Here is a 22467-nt window from a genome sequence, read left to right as displayed (position 1 = left end):
TCTGCGCCGGCTGCCCGATCCGCCGGCAGTGCCTGGCGCTGGCACTGCAGCGCGCCGAACCCTGGGGGGTGTGGGGCGGGGAGATCCTCGACCGCGGCACCGTCATCGGTCGCAAACGCCCGCGCGGGCGCCCGCGCAAGGACCCGGTGGCCGCTTGAGTGCCTAGGGTCCTCCGACCGCTACGGCGTCGGGATCGGTGAAGCCGGGTACCAGTTCCTCGGAGAGCCGCTTGATCGGCACGTGCGCGTCGAGCTGGCACATGATCGCCGTGGTCGAGGCGAGCACCCGCATCGGCATCGCCAGCTTCGGCGGCAGATCCAGCTGACGGGCCGTCTTGAGTTGCTCGACGGGGCGTTCCAGCTGCTTGCCGGCCATGCGCATCAGCCATTTGCGGCTGTAGTGGAAGACCTCGACCTCCACGGGCTCGACGTACTGGCGCAGCATCTCGTCGATCTCGCGTACCGAGACCTCCCGGCCCTTCTGGATGAAGCCGCCCTTGCGCATCGTCGCGATGACCCGGTCGTAGTCCTTGTCCCGGGCGTAGCGCACCGCGGCGCCCAGCTCCGGGGGAAAGCCGCCGGGCATCGGCGCCACCGCCCCGAAGTCGATGACACCCATCCGGCCGTCGGGGAGCAGCATGAAGTTGCCCGGGTGGGCGTCGCCGTGGATGAGCTCCAGCCGCCGCGCGGCGTCCCAGGTGAACTCGGCCAGCCGGGTGCCCATCAGGTCGCGTTGCTCGACGGTGCCGTTGCGGATGATCTCGGCCATGCCGACGCCGTCGATCCACTCCTGGATCACCGCCTTGGGCGCGCTGGCCACCACGTTCGGGATGAGAAAGTGCGGGTGGCCCGCATAGGCCTTGGCGAAGATGCGCTGGTTGTCGGCCTCCAGCCGGTAGTCCAGCTCCATCTCGGTGCGCTCGATCAGCTCATCGACGACACCTTGGACGTCGACGCCGGGCGCCAGCTGCTTGAAGACGCCGGTCAACCGCCGAATGGTCTTCAAATCGGCGCGCAGTGCCTGGTCGGCACCGGGGTACTGGATCTTGACCGCCACCTGGCGGCCGTCGCCCCACACCGCCTTGTGCACCTGGCCGATGCTCGCCGAGGCGATGGGTTTGTCATCGAACGAGGAGAACCGTTCCCGCCACTTGGTGCCCAGCTGGGCGTCGAGCACCCGGTGCACCTTGTCAGCCGGCAGCGGCGGGGCGTCCTTCTGCAGCTTGGTCAGCGCCTCCCGGTAGGGCTCGCCGAACTCCTCGGGGATGGCCGCCTCCATCACCGACAGTGCCTGGCCGACCTTCATCGCGCCGCCCTTGAGTTCACCCAGGACGGTGAACAACTGGTTGGCCGCCTTCTCCATGAGCTCGGCGGTGACCTCGTCCTTCGACTTACCGGTCAGCCGCTTCCCGAGACCGAGAGCGGCCCGGCCGGCGAAACCGACGGGCAGACTGGCCAGCTTCGCATTGCGCGCCGCACTCCCGCGCTTGATCTCTGACACCTGTCCATCATCCACGATGTCGTTGTGGCGCTGGTCACCGCGTGCGAAATCGCCGGTACACGGCGCGGGTCAGCAGTCGCACAGCGGGTGGCGCTCCCAGCGCCGCGTCAGGATCGACCCGGTGGCCAGATCCAGTTCGAGGGTGGCGTTGAGCGTCGGTGGGGGAGCCAGGCCCCGATCGGTGGCCGTCCCGCGCACCGCCGCGATCACCTGCTCGACCTGGCTCAGCGCCAGGGCCACCGTCGCCAGCACCGTCGCGCGGTCGGTGTGGGCGACGGTGTCGCGCAGCTGGGCGGCCACCGCCGGCCAGGAGGCGTCGCGATCGCGCCGGTGCAGATCGGCACATCCCAGGCAGCTGGTCTTGCCGGGAAGAACGAGCGGGCCGACCACCCCGGTGCCGTCGCGCACCCGCACCGGCAAGTGCGGCACCCGCTCGGCGTGCAACTCGCGTACCAGCCGCGGGTCGGTGACCAGATAGTCGGTCAGCACCACAAGATCCGTGCCGGCGGTGCTCACCTCGGCGTGCGGGTGGCTGCTGCGCCGGATGACGGCGCCCGAGCAGCGCAGCGACTCGACCAGCAGATCCGACAGTGGCCCGCGGCCGTGCACCCGCAGCGACACCGCCCGGTGCGGCCGGCGCGGGCCGCGGATGACGGCGACCCGCGCGTCGAGCAGCGCGCCCAGCAGGCTGTCGAGCTCGGCACTGTCCACCGGGCCGTGCCGGGCGGCCTCGATCCGCAGCTCGGCAGCGGTGGTGGGGGTCTGCATGCAGCGCAGCACGGCGGCCAGGCCGGTAGCGGTCAGGCCAGGTGGCGGCTGTACCAGGACGGCCCGCCGCGGATCCCAGCCGACCTGTACCGCCCCGTCCGGACGCAGCAATACCGGCCGCGCCGGGTCCAGCGCGTAGGCGCGTGTCTCGCAATCAACCCTGCTCACGCACCCGACCCTGTCACGCCGTCGGTGCGGCTGGCTCCGGTTATCCACAGGGAGAAGGGTGGAGCGTCGAGCTGGCCTTACTGCCAGGGGTCGGGGGCAGCCCGACGCAGACCGGCCTACTTTCGCGCTGTTATGGTATGATTTCTATACATGCTCGACTTCGAGTTCGATCCGGTCAAGAGCGCGGCAAACTAGGCCAAACATGGCATCGATTTCCATGCGGCCCAGTCGATTTGGGCGGATCCGCGCCGCATTGAAGTTCCGGCGCGCACAACTGATGAGTCGAGGTGGTTGGTGATCGGTCAGATCGATGGTCGCTGCTGGTCAGCGGTAGTGACCTATCGGCACGATCGTGTTCGCATCTGTACGCCGCTCACGGGAAGGAGAGGCAGCGATCTATGAAAGCTAATGAGTTCGACAAACAGTTCGACAGTGGCGAGGACATGTCGGCTGCCCTCGATACCGCGCGGGCGCGGCGCCCCGGGGAGGAACACCGGCGGGTCAACGTGGACTTCCCGGTCTGGATGATCGCCGAACTCGACCGCGAAGCAACCCGGCTCGGAGTCACCCGCCAATCACTCATCAAAGTCTGGATCGCAGAGAAGCTTGACAACGGCGGTCACACCGCCGCCTGACTCCCCGAACCCGCCCCGTCATTCCTCGCCGCTGTCGTCGCCGTCCTCGCTGCCGCGCTGGAATTCGGCGATCGCCGCATCGATGCCGCTGGTGTCCCCGCCCAGCATCCGGTCGATGAACGCGGCCGGGTCATCGAGGTCGGCGGCCTCGGGCAACAGGTCCGGGTGCTGCCACACCCGGTCGCGGGCGTCGACTCCGACGGCCGCGGTCAGCCGCTCCCACAGCACCGCGGCTTCGCTGAGCTTGCGCGGGCGCAGTTCCAGGCCGACCAGGGTGGCGAAGGTCTGCTCGGCCGGACCGCCGGTGGCGCGGCGGCGACGCAGCGTCTCCGACAGCGCGGCGGTGCCCGGGATCCGGTCACCCAGCGCCGCTGTCACCACCGTGCGCACCCAGCCCTCGATCAGTGCCAGCAGGGTCTCCAGCCGCTCGAGGGCGGCCAGCTGCTCCGGCGTCGACTTGGGTTCGAACACCCCCTGATTGAGCAACTCCTCCATCGCCGAGGGGTCGGCCATCATCGCGGACGGATCGAAGCCTTGGGCCAGCTCCTCGATGCCCCGGATGTCGATCTGCATGCCGCGCGCGTAGGCCTCCACCGCGCTGAGCAGCTGGTTGGCCAGCCATGGGACATGGGAGAACAACCGGTGGTGGGCGGCCTCGCGGGCCGCCAAGAAGGTGACGATCTCACTGCGCGGCTGCTCCAGGCCGTCGGCCAGTTCCTCGATCGCCGCGGGCAGCAGGGCGGCAATTCCTTTGGGCCCCAGCGGTAATCCGATGTCGGTCGAGGTCAGTACCTCTCCGGACAACCGGCCCAGCGCCTGGCCCAGCTGCGATCCGAACGCCAGCCCGCCCATCTGCGACATCATCGACAGCAGTGGGCCCGCCATGCTCTTGGCCTCCTCCGGCAGCGCCGAGGCCCACACCGACGACACCTGCTCGGCCATCGGGTCGCACAGTCGCTGCCAGGTGGCCATGGTGTGCTCCACCCAGTCCACCGGGGTCCACGCGGCTGAGCCGGTGGTGCCGGCCGGCAAGGAAGTCACCCCGTTGAGCCACGTCTCGGCCAGGTGCACCGCGTCGCCGATGGCGGTGGCGGTCGACCCCGTGACCGGCGCGACCGAACCGATCGAGCGGGCCGCGACCTGTCGGGCCAGGTCGTAATTCACCGGCCCGGCCGGCCGGCCGCCGCCCACCGTGCCGGCGCTGCTGAACATCTGGCCGAGCTGGGTGAAGAGCTGGCCCAGGTCGGAGATGTTGAAACCGGCGCCCATTCCGAACGGATCGCTCGGCCCGGAACCCGAACCAGGTTCGCGCCCCCCGGGTCGCTCGCGGTCGGGGTCGTCCCCCGAAGAGAAACCGAAGGGCAGATCAGCCATAGACACAACCGTACCCACCGGCATCCGGCCGTTTACCATTCCCGGGGTGAACAGGCGGATTCTCACGCTGTTGGCGGCACTGCTGCCGGTGGTCGTGTTCGGCGTACTGCTGGCGGCGGTGACCGTGCCCTTCGTGTCGCTGGGGCCGGGCCCTACCTTCGACACCCTGGGGATGGTCGAGGGCAAGCAGGTGGTCGACATTCAGGGCACCACGACGCATCCGACGACCGGTCACCTCAACATGACCACGGTGTCCCAGCGCGACGGGCTGACCCTCGGCGAGGCGCTGGCCCTGTGGCTGTCCGGACGCGAGCAGCTCATGCCCCGTGACCTGGTCTATCCGCCGGGAAAGTCACGGGAGGAAGTCGACGAGGACAACGACGCCGAGTTCCGGGCGTCCGAGCAGAGCGCCGAATACGCCGCCCTGGGCTACCTGCGCTACCCGAGCGCGGTCACCCTTGCCGACGTCCACGATCCCGGGCCCTCGGCGGGCAAGCTGCAGCCCGGTGACGCCGTGGACGCCGTCAACGGCGAACCGGTGTACACCGTCGAACGGTTCACCGCGAAGCTGGCCGGCACCAAGCCCGGCGAGACGGTGGCCATCGACTACCGGCGTAAGAACGCCGCCCCCGGCACTGCCCGAATTACGCTGGGAGAGAACAAGGACCGTCCCAACGGATTTTTGGGCGTGTCGGTGCTCGACGCGCCGTGGGCGCCGTTCACCGTCGAGTTCAACCTCGCCAATATCGGCGGCCCTTCGGCCGGGCTGATGTTCTCCCTGGCCGTCATCGACAAACTCAGCACCGGCGGACTGGCCGGTGAGAACTTCGTCGCGGGCACCGGGGTCATCAAGGCCAACGGCCAGGTCGACTCGATCGGCGGCATCACCCACAAGATGATCGCGGCGAAGGAGGCCGGCGCGACGGTGTTTCTCGTCCCCGCCGAGAACTGCTACGAAGCCCGATCGGACAACAACGGGCTGCAGCTGATCAAGGTCGACAGCCTCGCCCAGGCGGTGGATGCGTTGCGCACGCTCACCGGCGGAGGTCAGCCACCGTCTTGCTGAGGCCGGGTTGGCTACAGTGGGGCGGTCAGGACCACCGAGCTAGGGAGCGTGGCACGTGGGTATGCGGCCCACCGCGAGAATGCCGAAGTTGACCCCGCGCAGCCGGATCATGATCGGCAGCGCGCTCGTCGTGATCCTGTTGCTGCTGGTCGGGCCGCGGCTGATCGACGGCTACGTCGACTGGTTGTGGTTCGGGGAGCTGGGCTATCGGTCGGTTTTCGTCACGACGCTGCTGACCCGGGTGGTCGCCTTCGTAGTGGTGGGCCTGATCGTCGGCGGCATCGTGTTCGCCGCACTGGCGATGGCCTTTCGGACCCGGCCGGTGTTCGTGCCCAGCAACGGCGCCAACGATCCGGTGGCGCGCTATCGCACCGCGGTGTTGTCACGGCTGCGGCTGGTCGGATTCGGGATACCGGTCGGCATCGGTCTGCTGGCCGGCATCGTGGCTCAGAGCTATTGGGTGCGCATCCAGTTGTTCCTGCGGGGCGGTGACTTCGGGATCGCCGACCCGCAGTTCGGCAAAGACCTCGGCTTCTACGCCTTCGACCTGCCGTTCTACCGGCTGGTGGTCGGGCTGCTGCTGGTGACGTTCTTCCTGGCCACCCTGGCCAACCTGACCACCCACTACATCTTCGGCGGCATCCGGTTGTCCGGCCGTGCCGGCGCGCTGAGCCGACCGGCGCGTATCCAGGTGGTCAGCCTGATCGGCACTCTGGTGCTGCTCAAGGCCGCCGCCTACTGGCTGGACCGCTATGAGCTGCTCAGCCACACCCGCACCGGCAAGCCGTTCACCGGGGCCGGCTACACCGACATCAACGCGGTGCTGCCGGCCAAGATGATCCTGCTGGCGATCGCGCTGATCTGTGCGGTGGCGGTGTTCTCGGCGATCGTGCTGCGTGATTTGCAGATTCCGGCGATCGGCCTGGTGCTGCTGCTGCTGTCGTCGGTGGTCGTCGGCGCGGGCTGGCCGCTGATCGTCGAGCAGTTCAGCGTCAAACCCAACGCGGCGCAGAAGGAGAGCGAGTACATCTCGCGTTCGATCGCCGCGACCAGGCACGCCTACGGGCTGACCGAGGACGTGGTCACCTATCGCGACTACAGCGGTGACGCACGCGCTACGGCCGCGCAGGTGGGCGCCGATGCCGCCACCACCTCCAACATCCGGCTGCTGGACCCGACCATCGTCAGCCCCGCGTTCACCCAGTTCCAGCAGGGCAAGAACTTCTACTTCTTCCCCGACCAGCTCACCATCGACCGCTATCGCGACAGCGACGGCGAGTTGCGCGACTACGTGGTCGCCGCCCGCGAGCTCAACCCCGATCGGCTGATCGACAACCAGCGCGACTGGATCAACCGGCACACCGTCTACACCCACGGCAACGGGTTCATCGCTTCGCCGGCCAACACCGTGCGCGGAATCGCCAACGACCCCAACCAGAACGGCGGCTACCCCGAGTTCCTGGCGAACGTGGTCGGCGCCAACGGCAGCGTGGTCTCCCAGGGGCCGGCCCGCCTCGACCAGCCGCGGGTGTACTACGGGCCCGTGATCGCCGACACCGTCGCCGACTACGCCATCGTGGGACGCAACGGCCCCGACCGTGAATACGACTACGAGACGAACGTCGAGACGAAGAACTACACCTACACCGGTGCCGGCGGGGTCAACATTGGAAACTGGCTGGCCCGCAGTGTGTTCGCCGCGAAATTCGCCGAACGCAACTTCTTGTTCTCCAACGTGATCGGCTCGGACAGCAAGATCTTGTTCAACCGTGACCCGGCCGGCCGGGTGCAGGCGGTGGCGCCGTGGCTGACCACCGATTCCACGGTGTATCCGGCAATCGTGAACAAGCGCCTGGTGTGGATCATCGACGGCTACACCACCTTGGACAACTACCCGTACTCGCAGCTGACCTCGTTGTCGTCGGCAACCATGGACTCCAAAGAGGTGGAGTTCAACCGGTTGCTGCCCGACCGGCGGGTGTCCTACATCCGCAACTCGGTGAAGGCCACCGTCGACGCCTACGACGGAACGGTGAGCCTGTACGCCCAGGATGAGGCCGACCCGGTGCTCAAGGCGTGGATGCGGGTGTTCCCCGGGACGGTCAAACCCAAGTCGGAGATCTCACCTGAGCTTGCCGAGCACCTGCGCTATCCCGAGGATCTGTTCAAGGTGCAGCGGATGCTGCTGGCCAAGTACCACGTCAACGACCCGATCACGTTCTTCTCCACCTCGGACTTCTGGGACGTGCCGCTGGACCCCAACCCGACCGCCAGCAGCTTCCAGCCGCCGTACTACATCGTCGCGAAAAACCTTGTCAAGGAGGACGGTTCGGCGTCCTATCAGCTGACCAGCGCGATGAACCGGTTCAAGCGCGACTATCTGGCCGCCTACATCAGCGCCAGTTCGGATCCGGACACCTACGGCAAGATCACCGTGCTGACCATCCCGGGTCAGGTCAACGGCCCCAAGCTGGCCAATAACGCGATCACTACCGACACCGCGGTCAGCCAGGACCTCGGGGTGATCGGGCGCGACAACCAGAACCGCATCCGGTGGGGCAACCTGCTGACCCTGCCGGTGGCCCAGGGCGGGCTGCTCTACGTCGAACCGGTCTACGCCTCGCCGGGTTCCAGCGACGCCGCGTCGTCGTACCCGCGGTTGATCCGGGTGGCGATGATGTACAACGACAAGATCGGTTACGGGCCAACGGTTTCCGACGCGCTCACCGGCCTGTTCGGGCCCGGGGCCAGTGCAGCGGCGACCGACATCGCGCCCACCGACGGCAGCGCCGCGGCCCAGCAGCAGCCGCCGCCGGCGAGCGCTCCGCCCGCCGCGGCGGTGCCACCTCCGCCGGCGGGCAGTGCCGGGCTGTCGGCGGCGAAGGTCGCTGCGCTGCAAGAGATCGAGGCGGCGATCACCGCGGTGCGCGAGACCCAGCGCCGGGGCGACTTCGCGGGCTACGGATCGGCGCTGCAGCGCCTGGACGATGCGATGGCGAAGTTCAACAGCACCAAGTAGCGGGTCGTCAGGTATCGAAGAGCACGGCGTGCATCAGCGCGCGCACGCACGCCTGGGGGTAGGCGCGGTTGGTGGCCGGTGATCCCGCCGCGTCGGTTTCGGGCCGGTCGTAGTGCACCAGGCGGCCGACGTCGACGACCAGGCCCATCGCCGCGTGGGCCAGGAAACGAGCGTGGGTTGCGGTGAGCTCGGGGCGCACCGCGATGAGCAACGCGACCCATGAGTCGATGGTGGACCGCTGCACGTTGCGCAGCACCTTCTGGTCGTCCGGCGTGAGATTGACCCGTTCGCTGTAGTAGACCGAGGCCAGCTCCGGGTTGGCGAACGAGGTGGCGACGAAAGCATCGACCAGTTGGGTCAACGCTTCTCGCGGTTGCGGCCGGTTGCTGTTGACCCGGGACAATTCCGCCGACAGCCGGTCGGAGGAGCGCCGTAGCGCGGTGCTGAGGATGTCGGCCTTGCCGGGAAAATACCGGTAAATGCCCGCGACGCGCACGCCGGCCGCCTTGGCGATCTGGGCCATGCTGGTTTCAGCGTAGCCGTGCTGGTGGAACAGCATCATTGAGGCGTGCAACAGTGCTTCGTAGGTTCCAGCGTCCGGGGTGAAGATGCGCCACGCGGGCGCCCCGGGCGAAAAATCGTCCGGCGTGGGCAACTCCGCGTTCAGCAACGCCGATGATGCCCCGGTCAGTATGTCCCTGATGTCCTCGGCCGGTGCACGCACGCGATGGTCGGCGATGCCGCCGGCGACGCTGAGCAGTCCGGCCGACAGCATCCGGCGCTGCAAGACGGTCGAGGCGGGACGCAGCTCGGCCAGTGGCTCCTGCAGGCGGCGGTTGATCAGCCGCAACTGATCGACGAGGCGGGCCTCGTCGGCTTCTCGGAGGTAGCGCGACTGCCAGCGGTAGAGGCCACCGGATTCCCGATTGCGTAGTGCGACATCGATAATGGCCTGCACCCGCCGATGGAGCACCGGCTCGACGTCAGGTCCGGCCGCTGGATCGGTAGCCAGATCGGTAGCGGCGACCAGTTGCTGGCTCAGCGCCAGCACGGCGTCGCGGAACAGGTCGTACTTGCTGGCGTAGTGCCGGTAGAGGGCCGGAGCGGAGATGCCGACCTCGCCGGCGATGGCGTCCAACCGCACCGAGTGGTAACCGAGCGCACTGAAGGCTTCGGCGGCGACGCGGGCGATCTGTTCCTTGCGGTCCTTGGGTCGTCGCCGGACCGGGGGTGCCGCCTCAGAAAGATCTTGCATCACGGGGAATCTCGCCTCACGCCAAGTGCCGCGCGCGCCCGGGCATTCCAGTGGTGCCGTGGTGCCAGGGTGGACAGGCGGGCCAGCCGGGCGAACTGCCGTAGCGATCGCCGGTCGGCGGCTGTGACGGTGATTCCGGTCAGTTCTCGGGCACGGGGATGCTGCAGCGCGCGGATGGCCGGGTGCGGGACCGCACGCATCCACCAGTCGGTGGGAGCGAAAATCTGCTCACGGTACGGTTCGAAGTGCGGGCCGGCGAACAGTTTTGTGTCGCAGTAGTTCTCGAAGTAATCGAGGAACTCCGGCCAGCTCGGCGGCATCGACCGGCTCGATATGCCGTACCTGCGGTACCAGGCGCAGCATTCCTGATAGAGCTGCTCGTGTTCGGGCCCGTCGAGCGGCCGGATGAAGGTGTTGACCATGACGAAGAGGGACTCTACGTAAGCGGCATGCTGAAAATGGAAGGTATCGGGGCTGAGCGCATGATATTTCTGGCCGAAGCTGTCCAGGCCCTTGACGTGCTCGTGGGAGAACCGCATCTGCGGGCTCAAGTCGACACCGGTGTAGGCGTAGTTGACCGCCTGGGTGACGGTGCGCTTCTTGTGCAGCCAGATGCGATCGCGCATCAACGCGTGCTCGGTGATGCCGGCGGCGATGCCCGGGTGCAGCATCAGCAGGCAGACCGCCCTGGGCAGCACGAACAGGAAGCGCCGGTCGGCCAGCACATGCCACAGCATGCTGTCGGCGTCCAACTGGTCCACGGTGGCGGGCGACATGATCAGAGCAGCGCCTTGCCTCGGCGGATGCGATAGCGCAGGACCGCCATCACCACGCTGTAGTTGAACGTGCGGATGAACCGGGGGATGAAACGGTTCACGAACGACACGAACAGGAACAGATTCTCGAACTGGCGCTGTTCGGTCTCAGACCATTCGACGTCGAGCAGCTCGCGGAACATCGGGGGAAGAAAACCGATCGACAAGAACCGCAGCAGTGGTGCGAAGACCACGCGGAGGATCGGGTTGATCATCTTGAGGTTGAATAGTCGCATCAGGTACTCGCGGATCGGATCGCTCATTTCGAGTGTCTGGCAGGTGGCATTCCAGTAGGTGTCGAATTCGGCGCGGCTGGCCGGCCACTGCTCAGCGGTGACCTGCAGACCGGTGGCGAGCGGCCGGGCATGCTGGTAGAAGTACTCCGCTTGCTCTTCGGTCATCTTCCCGCGCAGCAATTGATAGGTGTCTTCGTAGAAGACGAACAGGCAGGCCGCTACCCATAGTTGCAGATCGCGATCGAAGGCGTTGTATTTGACCGGGCTGTCCGCGGTGGAACGGACCTGCCGGTGCACCACGTTGATCGCCTCCCGGTAGGCGTCGCGTTCCTCGTCGGTGCCCAGCACCGCGAGTGCCATGTATTGGGCGGTGGTGAGCAGTCGCTTCCACGGATGTTCCATCAGCGCACCGGATTCGACCCGGCTCTCCACCACCCCGTAGCCGATACCCGGGTGGCACATCTGCATGGCGACGTTCGCGGCGGCTGCGGAGGCTGACCAAAAATCCAGTGCCTCAGTGAGATCGAAGTTTTCGTTGTCCCAGCGCGGGGTGTACTGCTCGATCTGGATTCGGGTCTCGGCGGTGGTGAGATGCCGGCGCCGAGCATCGTCTTGTTCGTGGCAGGTCGACATTTCAGCGATCCTTTCGAGACAACGGCTAGGGACTGGCGAAGTACTGCGGTAGTTGGGTGAGTGCCCAGAGGAGACCGGCCGCCCCCAAGAGCGCACCGCAGGCCAGCACCATCAGCACCCCGGCGCGGAGCAGCCGGGCCTCGGGGGAGGCCAGGATTCGCAGCATGCTGACGACCAAATCGATGAGCCGCACCAGAAGCATCATCTTCGAGGTCCTCCTATCGTGTGGTTCATCGGGGTGATCGATGTGGGCTGGCTCATGTTCCACCGTATTCCGGCCGCAGTGCCGCCGACAGTGCGGTCAGCGGCACCCGGGCGATCACCGCGCCGCCGTCCATAGACCACACGAGTCGGTCCGGCGGCTGCGGATCCTCCCGAAGCATCGGAGCATCGGGCAGGTAGAGGATCAGTTCTTCGGGGGACAGCGCGAAAGCCCGGTAACCGCCGGCGTAGCCGGTCCCGGCCGGGCCGGGCTGGAATTCGGCCAGGGTGAACGGATAGGTGTTCGGGGCGTGCGGGGGAGCCGCCGCATCCAGCGCCGCCGGCAGCACCGGCGCGGCCGCAGCGGCGATGACGCGCATCGGGTCGACACCGGGCTTGAACAGGTCGCCCAGGGCCAGGCGGCGTCCGGCGGCCAGATCGAAGACGAAGGTGCGATAGGCGTTGTTGGCCTGCATCCCGAAGGGCTCCAGGCACTCATGGACGACCAGCGACTGCACGGCGCCGGGGCCGGCAAAGCTGTCGTAATAGGCGATCGCGCTGCTGTCTCGTATCGCTTCGGCGCCCGAATCGCGCCAACCGGTCATCAGCCGCTGGTAGAAGTCGCGCACGACCGGGCCGGACACGGGTTGGTCGAGCAATGGCTCGGGTAGCTCAAAGGCGATGTAGCGCTCCGCCTTTCGCGACGACACGACCAGGGTGGTGCAGCGCTGCCCGTCCCAGCTCGCCTGCAGCTCATCGCAGAAGCCCGGCGCGGAGCCGACGGCGGTCGGAGCGGTGGCCGTGCTGACGGCGGCGAGCACGGCGGCTAGGAGGCCGACCGCGTTGCGGGTACTCATGGTTGTTGTTGTCCTGCCATCACGTCGCTGGTCAGCCAGCGTCCGGCTTCCTTGCGCAGGGTGATCGTCATGGCGGTGATGTCGGGCGGCGCCTCGGCGATCGGGTCCGAGGGTTTCAGTGCCGCGCTGGTAAACGTCTGCTCGACGAACAGCAACACGGTCGCGGTGGCGGCGCCGGCCGACTTCACCGCCGAGTCGACAACGGTGCCGCTGGTGGTCACCTGGTTGGCGATCAGCATCGCGCGAAGCTCGGCGCTCTGCTTGGCGTAGCGGTCGTGGAAGGTGCCGGTCGAGCGGTCAAGCAGCTCGGTGATCTGGCGGTCGACGGTGGCCGGATTCGCGGTCGTGAGCAACACCGCGTATGACGCTGCGGCGTCCAGCGCTTCCCGGCCGGCAACACCCGACCGGTGGTGCTGGTAGAGCAGCCAACTCTGATATCCGGTGCCGCTTAGTACCCCGACCGCGCAGAGCACGGCGGCCGGGCGCACGATGCGCCGCAGTCGCGTCGTCATCCGTTGCCCCTCTTCGCTGCTCAAATCAGATCCACCCTGCTGGCCAGCCACCGTTCGTCGATGCGTTCCATGGTCATCTGGATGCGGTTGCGGTCGAGGCGGGGTTCGGAGCGGACCGCGTTGGTGATGGACTGGTCCACGAACAGCAAGACCTCCACCCGGTTGGGGGCCGCGGATTTGAGGGCCGCGTCGAGGACGATGCCTTTGCCGGAAGCTTTGTTGTCGATCAGGATCTGACGTAACTGCTTGGCCCCCAGGGTGTAGGCGTCCTTGAACTGGCCGGTTGCACCGTCGAGGGCGCGGGCGTAATTGCCGTCGATGTCGGCGGTGTCCAGGGTCGTCAACACGACGGCGTAGTCCTTGGCGGCCGCCAGGGCGGCCTGCCCGGCGGCGGCGCGCGCATCGACTTGGTGCAGGCGCCATCCGGCGTATCCGGAGTACGCCAGGGCGCCGATCAGCAGAGTGGCCACCAGGGCCGCCGCTGCCCGGCGGCGCCGGGCCGGCGGCACGGCCGGCGCCACGGGTAGGTTTTCGGTGGTCTCCGCGTCGGGCGCATCCGCCTCGAGTTGGTCGTCGAGTTGGTCGAAGACGTCCGGGTCGGCGGTTTTTCGCATGTGGCTCGGCTTTCTCGTCAATTGGGGATCCATGCGGGCAGCTGCGGGCCGCCGTCAGGCGTGGGCAAGGTGTAGGGCGGGTAGACCGGCGGCGGTTCCAGGGTCGCCAGCGGGTCGTGGCCCGCCGGCGGCCCGGCGGTGTCGTCACCCGGGGGGCGTGGCGCATTGCGTGCACCGCGAACCAGTAGCGACGGGTCGTCGTCGGGGCAGTAGGTGTAGCGGTACGGGGCGGGGAAATTCACCGCCGACGGCGGCTTTCGCGGCAGGTTGTAGTCGCAGCGGTGCCGGGGGTAGATGTCGGCGATCACCCAGATGCCGCCGTCGTGCACGGTGCCGGCCAGCCGATCCACCAGGGAGCCGTGATCGGGGCGCCACAGGTCCTGCAGGGCCGGCACCCGCAGGTAGAAAATCTGCGACAGGGTGGTCAGGTTGCCCAGCAGTGCGTAGACGTTCTCCCGGTTGTCGCCGATGAAACTGTCGACCTGGCCGAGTTCGGTGCTGCCGAGATCGACAAGCGTGCGGAAACCGCCGTCCATCTTGTTGACGCCGCCGAGGATCTGCTGGAGGTCAGTGCTGGTGCCGCTCAACCCTGGTGCGACATCGCTGAAGGTGGTGAACGTGATCCGGGTGTTGCGGAGCATGCTGACGGTCTCCGGCAGGACCCCATCGAGCGTCGAGGCCAACAGCACCGTGCCGTCCAGCAGCGCCGACAGTTTCTTGCCGCCCTGCGGGCTGACCCGAAGCTCGCTGAACACCGCCGTCAGCTTCTCGGCGTCGACCTGGCCCAGCGCGCCGCGACTGTCGTCGATGATCTGGGGCAACGACACCGGCACGCTGGTCTGCTCCTGGCCGACCAGCGATCCGTTGGCCAGGTAGGGCCCGTTGTCGTGGTCGGGACGGAAGTCGAGGTATTGCTCACCGGCCACCGACAGCCCGGACACCCGCACCCGGGTGTCGCGGGGAATGGGCCGATCTGCGCGTACCGCGACGACGGCCTCGGCTCCGGCCGGGGTCAGGTGCACGTCGGTGACCCGGCCGATCGGGATGCCGCGCAGGGTGACGTCCTGGTTGACCAGCAGCCCGCCGGATTGTGGGAGCAGCACCCGCACCGAGATCGTCTTCTGCGCCGGGTTGATCCCGACGCCGAAGATCGTCACGTAGGCCGCCGCCACCACCGTGGTCAGCGCCAAGCCGATGCCGGACAACAGAATACGGCGCCGATAGCCGGCCTGCACCAGCCATACACCGAGCCGGGCGAACAGGTCGAGGAGGTCGAGGAAGGGTCTCATCGCTGCGCTCCGTAGATCCGGGACAGCAGCATGTTCCACTCGTAGCGCAGGTCGCCGATCATCAGATGCCAGTCGGTGCCGTCGGTCCAGTGGAATTCGGGGTCGCCGGGGTAGTTCTTGTCGGGCCAGGGCACCAGCGTGATCTTGTCGATCTCTCCTTTGACGTGTGCGGCGGGGCCGTTCAAGGTCTTCATCAAGATGCCCAGGAACCGGTTGAACGACATCAGCGACAGTTCGGGGTCGACGGCGATCTCGTTGAACACCCGCGCCAGCTTGTTGAGATCGGCGCTCACACTGCGGGTATCGGCGCCTTGCAGCGACGGGAATCGGGACAGTTGACGGGTGATTCGCGCCCCGGTATCGACCAGGTCGATCAAGTCGGAGGTGTTGTCGGAGATGACGTTGAGGGCCGGCGCCAGGCGGGTCAAGGAATCATCGAAGGTGTTCTGGCGCGCCGACATGGTCGCGGCCAACTCCGATGATCTGCGCAGGGTCAGGTCCAGCTGCTGCGAGCGGGCGCTCATCCGGGACAGCAGGGTCGCGGTCTGGTCCAGCAGCAGGCCGAGCTTCTCGCCTCGCCCGCCGACCGCCTTGCCCGCGCCGGTGAGCATGGACACCAGGTGGCGCACCGTGCCGCCGTTGACCAGCATCGCCATCGAGCTGATCAGTTCCTCGATGGTCGGAGCGTTGGCGGTCGATTCCAGCGGCAACACCGAGCCGGTGTGCAGCAGTGGAGCGTCCTCGGGCCGGTCCTTGTCGGGCCAGATCTGGACGAAGATGTCGCCGAGCGGGGTGGCCGAGCGCAGTTCGGCGGTGCTGCCGGCATACAGTGGCACGGCGGATTTGATCCGCATGGTGATGTAGGCGTTGAAGTCCTGCGCCCGAATCGATTCGACCTCACCGATCTGCGCCCCATATAACCGCACCTTGGCCTTCTCCGGCAGGTTCAGGGCGTCGGAGAAGACGGCGGTGATGGTGTAGTAGGGCCCACCACCACCGGGTGCGGGCAGGGCCACGCTTTCCAGATCCAGGCCGCACCCGACCGTCAGCAGCGCCGTCGCGGCCGCGACCGCCGCGCGAGCCCCGCGAGCGAGCCCCGTCGGCCGTCTCATGGCTGCCCTCCGATCCCGTCCTGCATCAGGTCGAGCATGCTGCCCAACCCGAAGTCCGGCCCGTAATCTTGCAACGTGCCGGTCGCGCACGCGAGCTGCCGCAGGCCCATCAAGTTGCAGACCTCCTTGCCGAACTGACTGTTGAGCAACGTCTTTCCCAGCAGCAGGTGCGCCCGCAGACTGCCCGAGTTCTCATCGATGACGTTGTAGAAGTTGTCGATGAACAGCGGCGCCACGTCGAGGATCTCGCGGAGGTCGCGTTCGTTGTCGGTCAACGTGGTCGCAACCGTGCGAACACCGGTGAAGGCGTCGCGCAGCCGGTCCTGGTTGCCTTCCAGCAGCCGCGAGGTCTCGGCGAGCAGCCGGTTGATCTTGGCTCCGGTGTTTCCGGCGCCGAGGTTCTCTGCGGCCAGGATGTCGCTGAGCTGGTGGATGTAGGAGCCGAATTCGCGTAGGGCGGCGTCGTTTCGGGATGCTGCCTCGCTGAGTTCGGCGACGCCTGTGATGATCGTCTGGATGGTTTTCTTGCTGTGCGCGCCCTTGTCCGATCCGACTTGCAGGGCTTCGGAGAGCCGGCCCAGTGTCGCCTTGATGTCGGGTCCATTGCCGAGGGTGATCTGCGATCCCAGCGCCACGAATTCGCCCAGTGGGCCTTGGTTGTGCTCGTCGCCCCGTAGCGCGCTGCCCAGCTTGTGCATCATCGCCAGGGTCCGTTCGAACTCCACCGGCGTGCGGGTGCGGTCCAGACCCAGCACGTCGCCATTGCGCAGTTTGGGCCCGCCGGTGTAGGCCGGGGTGAGCTCGACGTGACGGTCGGTGAGTACCGAGGAGGACACGGTGACGGCCTCGACGTCGGCGGGGATGTCGACGCGCGCGTCGATGGCGAGCTTGACCTCGACGTAGCCGCCCTTGGGAGTGATGCTGGTGACCTTGCCGACGTCCATGCCCAGCACCGACACCCCGTTGCCGGTGTAAAGGCCGACGGCGTCTTGGAATTGGGCGGTCACCCGGGTCTTGTGCACGGCGACCCGCGGCAGGTCGGGAATCAGCTGCGGTGCGACCGCGGCGCCGGTGACGGCCAGCACCAGCGCGGCCGCACCGACGACCAGGTAGAGCTTGAGGCCGCGGCTCATTCGCAGTCCTTGAAGTACTCGACCAGGTTGAACTGCCGGGCGCGTCCGCTGAGCGCGCACATCCAGGAGTCGACGAAGATGCCGGCCGGCAAGAAGACATCGGCGGCGTTGCCGCTGCCGGTGGCATTGGCGAAGTTGCGCAGCGCCACCGGGGTGGATTGCAAAAAGCTGCGCAGCAACGCGTCGTGGTCGGCGGTCATCGTCATGAATTCACCGAAGTCGGCGATCATCTGGTTGACGGCCGCCTCGTCGCCCAGGATCCCGTGGGTGCGCTCGACCAGCAGCGTGGCGCTGGCGAACAGTCGTTGCACGGCAGCGCGGCGGGTGGCGATCTCACGCAGCACGTCGCGGCCCTGCATGACCAGCGCGCCGAGGTTGGCCCGCTGACCCCGCAGCATGGTGGTGAGCGTTTCGGTGTTGGTCAGCAGCGTGCCCAGTCGCTCGCGGCGGTCGGCGATGATGTCGGCCATCGCCTGCAGGTTGTTCAGCGCCTGGGGCAGTTCGTCGGCGACCCCGCCCAGGTTGGCGTTGAGCAGGTTCAGCGAGTCGACGAACCGGTTGGCGTCCACCGGCCCCAGGGTGCGGGTGGCCCCGGCGAGGGTCCGCTGCAGATCGTAGGGAACCTCGGTGCGCGCCAGGGCGATCGTGCGGTTCTCGAGTTGCCCGCTGCCCGCCGGTGACAGTTCGAGGTAGCGCGATCCCAAGATGGTGGTCAACTTGATCGCGGCGCGGGTGTCGACGCCCAGCGGGATACCGCGCTCGACGTTGAATCCGACCACCACGTGATCGCCGGCGAGCTTGACGCGTTCAACGCTGCCGACCTTGACGCCGGCGATGGTCACCACGGCTCCGGAGCGGATCTGGGCGGCCTGGGCGAATTCGCCTTGGTAGCGGGTCTTTCCGACGCCCAGGCCGGAGTAGACCACGGTGGCCATCAGCACCGCGGCGATGATGACGATCGAGATCACCCCCAGCCAGGGCCGGCTGAAGGACTCGAGCGGGCGTTTGAAGGCGGCGGGGATCAGGCTCATCGGCACGCCGCCGAGTGCTGGTGGGCGAGGCCTGCGCTGGCGGTGGCGGCGCCGACGAACGCCCGGAACCAGTGGAACAGGCCGCGCCACAAGCCGAAGTCCAGTTCGCAGGCGTAGACGTCGCTGTAGGTGCCGCTCTGGGTGATCCGGGCCAGCCCCTGCAAGACGTACGGCAGGTTCGCCGCCATGTAGGCGAACCGCTCGCGGCCGTCGTTGACGCCGTAGTTGAGCAGCCCGGGCTGGCGCCCGATGAACTCTTCGAGATCCGGCGCGATGTTGTCGACGATGGTCGACAGCCGTGCCATGGTGGCGTTGATCGAGCCCACCGAGTCGACCAGCGGTTGGCGGTGGTTCGCCAACGTGACCATGGTGTCGCGCGACTGGCGAATCATGTTCTCCATGTTGGTGCTCTGGCCGGCCAAGTCGGTCATCAGCTGATCGAGGTTGGTGATGAGCGCGCTGAGCACTTCGTCGGGACCGGCGAAGGTCTCGGCCATCTGGGAGGCCTGGGTGATCAACATCAGCATCGATGTCTTATTGCCTTGCAGGGCAAGAACTGTCGCGTTACTGATGTTATCGACCTGTTCGGGGTCCAGCTCGGCGAACAGCGGCTCGAACCCGTTGAGCATGTAGGAGACGTCCAGCGACGGGTTGGTGCGTTCGATCGGTATCTGGCCATGATTGGGCAGGATGTCGTGGGTGTCGCCGGGCCCTTGGGCCAGCCCGAGATAGCGCTGCCCGATGATGCTCTGATACGTCACCGAGGCGATCGTGTTCTGGTAGAGCTGTTGGCTGCGTTGCACACGGAACTCCACTTTGGCGGCGGTGTCGGCCAGTTTCACCCGGTCGACCCGCCCGACCCGCACCCCGGCGACGCGCACGTCGTCGCCGGGCACCATCCCCGAGGCGTCGCTGAAGATCGCCGAGTAGCTGTAGGTGGGTCCGGCGATGTCGCGGCGCAAGGTGTTGTAGACCATCCAGGTGACGGTCAAGGCGAAGGTGGTGAAGACGGCCATGCCGATCACCGATTTGCGGCGACTTCTCATCGGCCACCTTCTTTCGCAGCCGGGGACAGGTGCACCGTGCTGCCGCGCAGCAACGGCGCCAGCAGCAGCAGCGTGGGGGTGTCGGCACTGCCGGTGATCCGGCTGATCTGCTGCTTTTCCAGCGGGCTGCCGACCAGTCCGACGTTGCCGCCGATGATCGCGCCCGCAGGTTCGGCGGCGGGGGCTTCGGTCGGCAGCGGCGGCGGTCTCGAGGGCCCGGGGATCGGCGGGCCCTGGGGGTCGCCGGGCATCGAGTGCCGCGGCGGGGTGAGGTTCGGGCGGTTCTCGGTCATGCCCGGGGTGGGGGAGACGCCCTGAGACTCCAGCGCGGGAAACAGGTCCGGGGCGGTGGGCACCTCGGGTGCGGTGGCGCAGCTCGGTCCGGCCAGCTCGCCGTAGCGGGGGCAGTCGGCGCGGACATAGGTGCGGCTGGGCGTCAGCGCGATCGCCGCCTTGACCTTGATGAGTTTTTCGTCTGGATCCCAGATGACGTCGTAGACCCGGTTGGCCAGGGTCTGCAACTTTGTTGAGAGGCCGTGGAATTCGTCGGCGTGATCCGCGATCACCCCGAGCGGGGGCGTCAGCTGAGTGGTAATGGTGATCATCCGCTCGCTCTGGTTCTCCAGGGCGCTTGCCAGCGTGGTCGCGGTGTCGGTTCCGCCGGCCAGCAGGCTGGACAGCTGCGGTCCCTTTTCGGCGATGGTGGCCATCGGCTGAATCGATCGGTCCAGCGCGTCGAACAGTTCAGGGGACACCCGCTGCAGGCCTTCGGCCGCCGCGGTCAGCGCCGACAGGGTGGTGGGGTCGGTGTCGTCGGCGGCGACGACGGAGTTCAGTTGCGCCAGAATTTCGTTGAGGTTGTGGCCGGTGTCGGTCAGCTCCTGGCCACGCCCGTGGGTGGCGGTGCCCAGGGCGGCGATCACCCCGACGGTGGTGTCGTCGGGTTTGCGGCCCAGGGGGCTGATCAACTGTCGGAGCTTGTTCAGTACGTTCTGGAACAGCACGGTGGGCAGCGACTCGTCTTCGAAGACCACCGAGCCCGAGCGCAGATGGTCGGGAGCGGCGCCGTTGTCCACCAACTGGATCGCGGAGACCGCGAACAGGTTGGCCGGCACCACGCGGGCGGTGACGGTGTTGGGGATCTGGGCCGCGTGTTCGGGTTTGAGCACGACGTGGACTTCGTTGGGCAGCCCGTGCGTGGACGGGGTGATGTCGGCGACCGAACCGACGAGCAGTTCGTGGTACTTCACGTCGGAGCGGGGTGGCAGGCCGTCGCCGATGTTGGACAGTCGCACGTCGATCCGGACCAGGTTGTCCAGCCGGCCCTGGGATTTGGCGACCATCAGGGTCGCGGTGGCGACGGCGACGACGACGAACACGATGCCCAGTACGAACACGCGGAGGTTGGAGGGCCCGCGCGGATCGGTGTCGAATGAGTTCGGCATCGCTTACCCCCCGAACCTGGCGCCGGACTCGACGCCCCACAGCGCCATGGTCATGAACATGTTCACCACGACCACCGCGGTGACACTGGTGCGCATCGCGCGTCCGGCGGCGACGCCGACGCCGGCCGGGCCGCCCGAGGCGATGAACCCGTAATAGCTCTGGATGGTCGACGACACGAACACGAACACGGTGGCCTTGACCGTCGCGTACAGCACGTCGCGGCCGTTGACGAACAGCGAGAAATAGTGCAGGTAGGAGCCATTGGATTGGCCGGAGATCAAGATGACCGAGAACTGGCAGGACAGGTAGGCGATGCCCAGCGCCACCAGGAACAGCGGAACGACCGCGATGACCGAAGCGACCGCCCGGGTGGTGACCAGGAACGGGATGGGGTTGATCGCCATCGCTTCCAGCGAGTCGATCTCCTCGTTGATGCGCATCGCACCGAGTTGGGCGGTGAAGCGGCACCCGGCCTGGGCGATGAACGCCATCCCCACCATGATCGGGGCGAGTTCACGGGTGGTGGCGAATGAGGAGATCAGCCCGGTGGCCGGCCCCAGGCCTAGTAGGTCCAGCACGTTGTAGCCCTCGACGGCGACCAGTGCGCCGGCGATCGCCCCCAGTGCCAGCGCAACGGCGATGGTGCCCCCGCCCACCACGATCGAGCCGTTGCCCCAGGCGATGTCCGACAGCAACCGCAGCATCTCGCGCCGGTAGTGCCGGAGCATGATCGGGATGGATGCGAGCGTGCGTCCGAAGAAGTGCACCAGGTGCCCGGCGCGGGCCACCGCCAGGAAGGCGCCGCCGAGGAAGGCGACGACCGCACGCAGACCGGGGAGCCCAAAAGCACTGGGAATGGCTGTCATTACAGAGCCTGCCTCGGGAACAGGATCACATAGAGCTGGCTCATCAGTACGTTGACGAACATCAGCAGCAGGATGGACTCGACCACCGCGGCGTTCACCGAGTTGGCGACTCCGGCCGGCCCGCCGTGGCTGTCGAGGCCCTTCTGGCAGCTCACGATCGCGACGATCATCCCGAAGACGATGGATTTGGCGAATGCCAGCCACATGTCGCCGACATCGGAGAACGACGAAAAGGTGGCGATGAACGAGCCGGCGGTCCCGTTTTGCAGGAACACGTTGAAGATGTAGCCGGCGACGTAGCCGACGAAAAACGTTATGCCGGTGAGCAATACGCCGACGGTCATCAGCGCGGCCAGCCGGGGCACCACCAGGCGCCGCACCGGCGAGACCCCCATGACCTCCATGGCCTGGATCTCTTCGCGCATGGTCCGCGATCCGAGATCGGCGCAGACCGCGGAGCCGACGGCCACCGCCAACAGCATCGCGGCGACCAATGGTGCGGCTTGCCGGATGATGACGAGTCCGGTGGCCGCGCCGGCAAGCGATGAAGCACCGACCTGTCCGGCCAGCACACTGAACTGGATCGAGAGTGTCACCCCCACCGGGATGGTGACGAAAACGGTCGGCAGGAAGGCGGCGCCGGCCACGAAAGCTGTCTGGTCGATGAATTCACCGACGTCAAAGCGCCCGCGGAACAAGTCGACGAACAGGTACTGGATCGCCCGAACGCCCAGCACCACCTGGCTTCCGCCGGTGCCCAACGACTGGATCGGGTGGCTTTTCAGATAGTGCAGAAGCCAGCCGACCACGGCCCGCAGGCCGGGCCGGCCGACCAATTGCTGCTCTGCGAGCCGGATCAGGCGACCCGGGGCATCCGATGCGGTCATCGAG

Annotated in this window: 23 protein-coding genes; 5 read left to right on the top strand and 18 right to left on the bottom strand. The window is 67.2% G+C overall.

Features of this window, described 5'->3' with window-relative positions; translation table 11 throughout:
* The coding region (locus A5771_RS08760) for a WhiB family transcriptional regulator (RefSeq protein ID WP_064854798.1) at nucleotides 1-158 on the top strand (158 nt) is incomplete at its 5' end.
* 4 nt (nucleotides 159-162) lie between these two features.
* On the opposite strand, the gene A5771_RS08755 is transcribed toward A5771_RS08760, so the two are convergent.
* Complete coding sequence (locus A5771_RS08755) at nucleotides 163-1515, bottom strand: macrolide-binding ATPase MABP-1 (RefSeq protein ID WP_064854797.1); 1353 nt, start codon at nucleotides 1513-1515, stop codon at nucleotides 163-165.
* 54 nt (nucleotides 1516-1569) lie between these two features.
* A complete protein-coding gene (locus tag A5771_RS08750) occupies nucleotides 1570-2436 on the bottom strand; it encodes a TOMM precursor leader peptide-binding protein (RefSeq protein ID WP_064854796.1) in 867 nt (288 codons plus the stop codon).
* A gap of 207 nt (nucleotides 2437-2643) precedes the next feature.
* On the opposite strand from A5771_RS08750, the gene A5771_RS24640 reads away from it, so the two are divergent.
* Together A5771_RS24640 and brnA are read left to right on the top strand one after the other, a co-directional pair.
* Nucleotides 2644-2838 (top strand): BrnT family toxin, encoded by a 195-nt coding sequence (locus A5771_RS24640; RefSeq protein ID WP_428844396.1) that lies wholly within the window; start codon nucleotides 2644-2646, stop codon nucleotides 2836-2838.
* Entirely contained in the window at nucleotides 2835-3071 is a 237-nt protein-coding gene (gene brnA / locus A5771_RS08745; RefSeq protein WP_064854795.1) for a type II toxin-antitoxin system BrnA family antitoxin, read from the top strand. The genes A5771_RS24640 and brnA overlap by 4 nt, the downstream gene beginning before the upstream one ends.
* An 18-nt stretch (nucleotides 3072-3089) precedes the next feature.
* Here brnA and A5771_RS08740 read toward each other — a convergent pair whose 3' ends face one another.
* A complete protein-coding gene (locus tag A5771_RS08740) occupies nucleotides 3090-4445 on the bottom strand; it encodes a zinc-dependent metalloprotease (protein WP_064854794.1) in 1356 nt (451 codons plus the stop codon).
* 46 nt (nucleotides 4446-4491) lie between these two features.
* Here A5771_RS08740 and A5771_RS08735 point away from each other — a divergent pair, with 46 nt between their 5' ends.
* Together A5771_RS08735 and A5771_RS08730 are read left to right on the top strand one after the other, a co-directional pair.
* Nucleotides 4492-5511, top strand: coding sequence for a YlbL family protein (locus A5771_RS08735; RefSeq protein ID WP_064854793.1), 1020 nt, complete (start codon nucleotides 4492-4494; stop codon nucleotides 5509-5511).
* Nucleotides 5512-5566: 55 nt separating this feature from the next.
* Nucleotides 5567-8530: a UPF0182 family protein gene (locus tag A5771_RS08730; RefSeq protein ID WP_064854792.1), complete on the top strand. Its 2964-nt coding sequence runs from the start codon at nucleotides 5567-5569 to the stop codon at nucleotides 8528-8530.
* A 7-nt stretch (nucleotides 8531-8537) separates the two neighbouring features.
* Here the strand turns inward: A5771_RS08730 and A5771_RS08725 are convergent, their stop codons facing one another.
* From A5771_RS08725 to A5771_RS08655, 15 genes are read right to left on the bottom strand one after another with little or no spacing between them, the layout of a single operon-like run.
* Nucleotides 8538-9785 (bottom strand): TetR/AcrR family transcriptional regulator, encoded by a 1248-nt coding sequence (locus A5771_RS08725; protein WP_082947134.1) that lies wholly within the window; start codon nucleotides 9783-9785, stop codon nucleotides 8538-8540.
* Nucleotides 9785-10561, bottom strand: coding sequence for an oxygenase MpaB family protein (locus tag A5771_RS08720; RefSeq protein ID WP_234782997.1), 777 nt, complete (start codon nucleotides 10559-10561; stop codon nucleotides 9785-9787). Before A5771_RS08720 ends, A5771_RS08725 begins: the two co-directional genes overlap by 1 nt.
* A gap of 2 nt (nucleotides 10562-10563) precedes the next feature.
* Complete coding sequence (locus tag A5771_RS08715; protein WP_064854791.1) at nucleotides 10564-11469, bottom strand: oxygenase MpaB family protein; 906 nt, start codon at nucleotides 11467-11469, stop codon at nucleotides 10564-10566.
* A gap of 25 nt (nucleotides 11470-11494) precedes the next feature.
* Complete coding sequence (locus A5771_RS08710) at nucleotides 11495-11674, bottom strand: hypothetical protein (RefSeq protein WP_064854790.1); 180 nt, start codon at nucleotides 11672-11674, stop codon at nucleotides 11495-11497.
* Nucleotides 11675-11726: 52 nt separating this feature from the next.
* Entirely contained in the window at nucleotides 11727-12527 is an 801-nt protein-coding gene (locus tag A5771_RS08705; protein WP_064854789.1) for a mannan-binding protein, read from the bottom strand.
* Nucleotides 12524-13039, bottom strand: coding sequence for a hypothetical protein (locus A5771_RS08700; protein ID WP_064854830.1), 516 nt, complete (start codon nucleotides 13037-13039; stop codon nucleotides 12524-12526). The genes A5771_RS08705 and A5771_RS08700 overlap by 4 nt, the downstream gene beginning before the upstream one ends.
* A 20-nt stretch (nucleotides 13040-13059) precedes the next feature.
* Nucleotides 13060-13653 (bottom strand): hypothetical protein, encoded by a 594-nt coding sequence (locus A5771_RS08695; protein ID WP_064854788.1) that lies wholly within the window; start codon nucleotides 13651-13653, stop codon nucleotides 13060-13062.
* Between the two features lie 17 nt (nucleotides 13654-13670).
* The gene (locus tag A5771_RS08690; RefSeq protein ID WP_064854787.1) at nucleotides 13671-14942 is read right to left on the bottom strand and encodes an MlaD family protein; all 1272 of its coding nucleotides are present in this window, start codon (nucleotides 14940-14942) and stop codon (nucleotides 13671-13673) included.
* Entirely contained in the window at nucleotides 14939-16054 is a 1116-nt protein-coding gene (locus tag A5771_RS08685; protein ID WP_064854786.1) for an MlaD family protein, read from the bottom strand. Before A5771_RS08685 ends, A5771_RS08690 begins: the two co-directional genes overlap by 4 nt.
* On the bottom strand, nucleotides 16051-17187 hold the full coding sequence (locus tag A5771_RS08680; protein ID WP_064854785.1) for an MlaD family protein: 1137 nt from the start codon (nucleotides 17185-17187) through the stop codon (nucleotides 16051-16053). Before A5771_RS08680 ends, A5771_RS08685 begins: the two co-directional genes overlap by 4 nt.
* Entirely contained in the window at nucleotides 17184-18218 is a 1035-nt protein-coding gene (locus A5771_RS08675; protein WP_064854829.1) for an MlaD family protein, read from the bottom strand. The genes A5771_RS08680 and A5771_RS08675 overlap by 4 nt, the downstream gene beginning before the upstream one ends.
* Nucleotides 18215-19264, bottom strand: coding sequence for an MlaD family protein (locus tag A5771_RS08670; protein ID WP_064854784.1), 1050 nt, complete (start codon nucleotides 19262-19264; stop codon nucleotides 18215-18217). Before A5771_RS08670 ends, A5771_RS08675 begins: the two co-directional genes overlap by 4 nt.
* Nucleotides 19261-20709 carry an MlaD family protein gene (locus A5771_RS08665; RefSeq protein WP_064854783.1) on the bottom strand — a complete coding sequence of 483 codons (1449 nt, stop codon included), beginning with the start codon at nucleotides 20707-20709 and terminating at the stop codon, nucleotides 19261-19263. Before A5771_RS08665 ends, A5771_RS08670 begins: the two co-directional genes overlap by 4 nt.
* Nucleotides 20710-20712: 3 nt before the next feature.
* Nucleotides 20713-21576 carry an ABC transporter permease gene (locus A5771_RS08660; RefSeq protein WP_064854782.1) on the bottom strand — a complete coding sequence of 288 codons (864 nt, stop codon included), beginning with the start codon at nucleotides 21574-21576 and terminating at the stop codon, nucleotides 20713-20715.
* Nucleotides 21576-22463, bottom strand: coding sequence for an MlaE family ABC transporter permease (locus A5771_RS08655; RefSeq protein ID WP_082947131.1), 888 nt, complete (start codon nucleotides 22461-22463; stop codon nucleotides 21576-21578). The genes A5771_RS08660 and A5771_RS08655 overlap by 1 nt, the downstream gene beginning before the upstream one ends.
* Between the last annotated feature and the right edge of the window lie 4 nt (nucleotides 22464-22467).

Origin of the sequence: Mycolicibacter sinensis, from assembly GCF_001667375.1 — a bacterium.
Taxonomy (GTDB): Bacteria; Actinomycetota; Actinomycetes; order Mycobacteriales; family Mycobacteriaceae; genus Mycobacterium; species Mycobacterium sinense_A.
This window is presented reverse-complemented; position numbering and strand designations above follow the sequence as displayed.

What these genes read in the sequence shown, in the direction of transcription:
- A5771_RS08705 (WP_064854789.1), bottom strand. Translation starts at nt 12,527, where the DNA reads ATGAGTACCCGCAACGCGGTCGGCCTCCTAGCCGCCGTGCTCGCCGCC.
- A5771_RS08700 (WP_064854830.1), bottom strand. Translation starts at nt 13,039, where the DNA reads ATGACGACGCGACTGCGGCGCATCGTGCGCCCGGCCGCCGTGCTCTGC.
- A5771_RS08660 (WP_064854782.1), bottom strand. Translation starts at nt 21,576, where the DNA reads ATGACAGCCATTCCCAGTGCTTTTGGGCTCCCCGGTCTGCGTGCGGTC.
- A5771_RS08740 (WP_064854794.1), bottom strand. Translation starts at nt 4,445, where the DNA reads ATGGCTGATCTGCCCTTCGGTTTCTCTTCGGGGGACGACCCCGACCGC.
- A5771_RS08685 (WP_064854786.1), bottom strand. Translation starts at nt 16,054, where the DNA reads ATGAGACGGCCGACGGGGCTCGCTCGCGGGGCTCGCGCGGCGGTCGCG.
- A5771_RS08715 (WP_064854791.1), bottom strand. Translation starts at nt 11,469, where the DNA reads ATGTCGACCTGCCACGAACAAGACGATGCTCGGCGCCGGCATCTCACC.
- A5771_RS08680 (WP_064854785.1), bottom strand. Translation starts at nt 17,187, where the DNA reads ATGAGCCGCGGCCTCAAGCTCTACCTGGTCGTCGGTGCGGCCGCGCTG.
- A5771_RS08725 (WP_082947134.1), bottom strand. Translation starts at nt 9,785, where the DNA reads ATGCAAGATCTTTCTGAGGCGGCACCCCCGGTCCGGCGACGACCCAAG.
- A5771_RS08710 (WP_064854790.1), bottom strand. Translation starts at nt 11,674, where the DNA reads ATGATGCTTCTGGTGCGGCTCATCGATTTGGTCGTCAGCATGCTGCGA.
- brnA (WP_064854795.1), top strand. Translation starts at nt 2,835, where the DNA reads ATGAAAGCTAATGAGTTCGACAAACAGTTCGACAGTGGCGAGGACATG.
- A5771_RS08665 (WP_064854783.1), bottom strand. Translation starts at nt 20,709, where the DNA reads ATGCCGAACTCATTCGACACCGATCCGCGCGGGCCCTCCAACCTCCGC.
- A5771_RS08655 (WP_082947131.1), bottom strand. Translation starts at nt 22,463, where the DNA reads ATGACCGCATCGGATGCCCCGGGTCGCCTGATCCGGCTCGCAGAGCAG.
- A5771_RS08690 (WP_064854787.1), bottom strand. Translation starts at nt 14,942, where the DNA reads ATGAGACCCTTCCTCGACCTCCTCGACCTGTTCGCCCGGCTCGGTGTA.
- A5771_RS08670 (WP_064854784.1), bottom strand. Translation starts at nt 19,264, where the DNA reads ATGAGAAGTCGCCGCAAATCGGTGATCGGCATGGCCGTCTTCACCACC.
- A5771_RS08695 (WP_064854788.1), bottom strand. Translation starts at nt 13,653, where the DNA reads ATGCGAAAAACCGCCGACCCGGACGTCTTCGACCAACTCGACGACCAA.
- A5771_RS08675 (WP_064854829.1), bottom strand. Translation starts at nt 18,218, where the DNA reads ATGAGCCTGATCCCCGCCGCCTTCAAACGCCCGCTCGAGTCCTTCAGC.
- A5771_RS08720 (WP_234782997.1), bottom strand. Translation starts at nt 10,561, where the DNA reads ATGTCGCCCGCCACCGTGGACCAGTTGGACGCCGACAGCATGCTGTGG.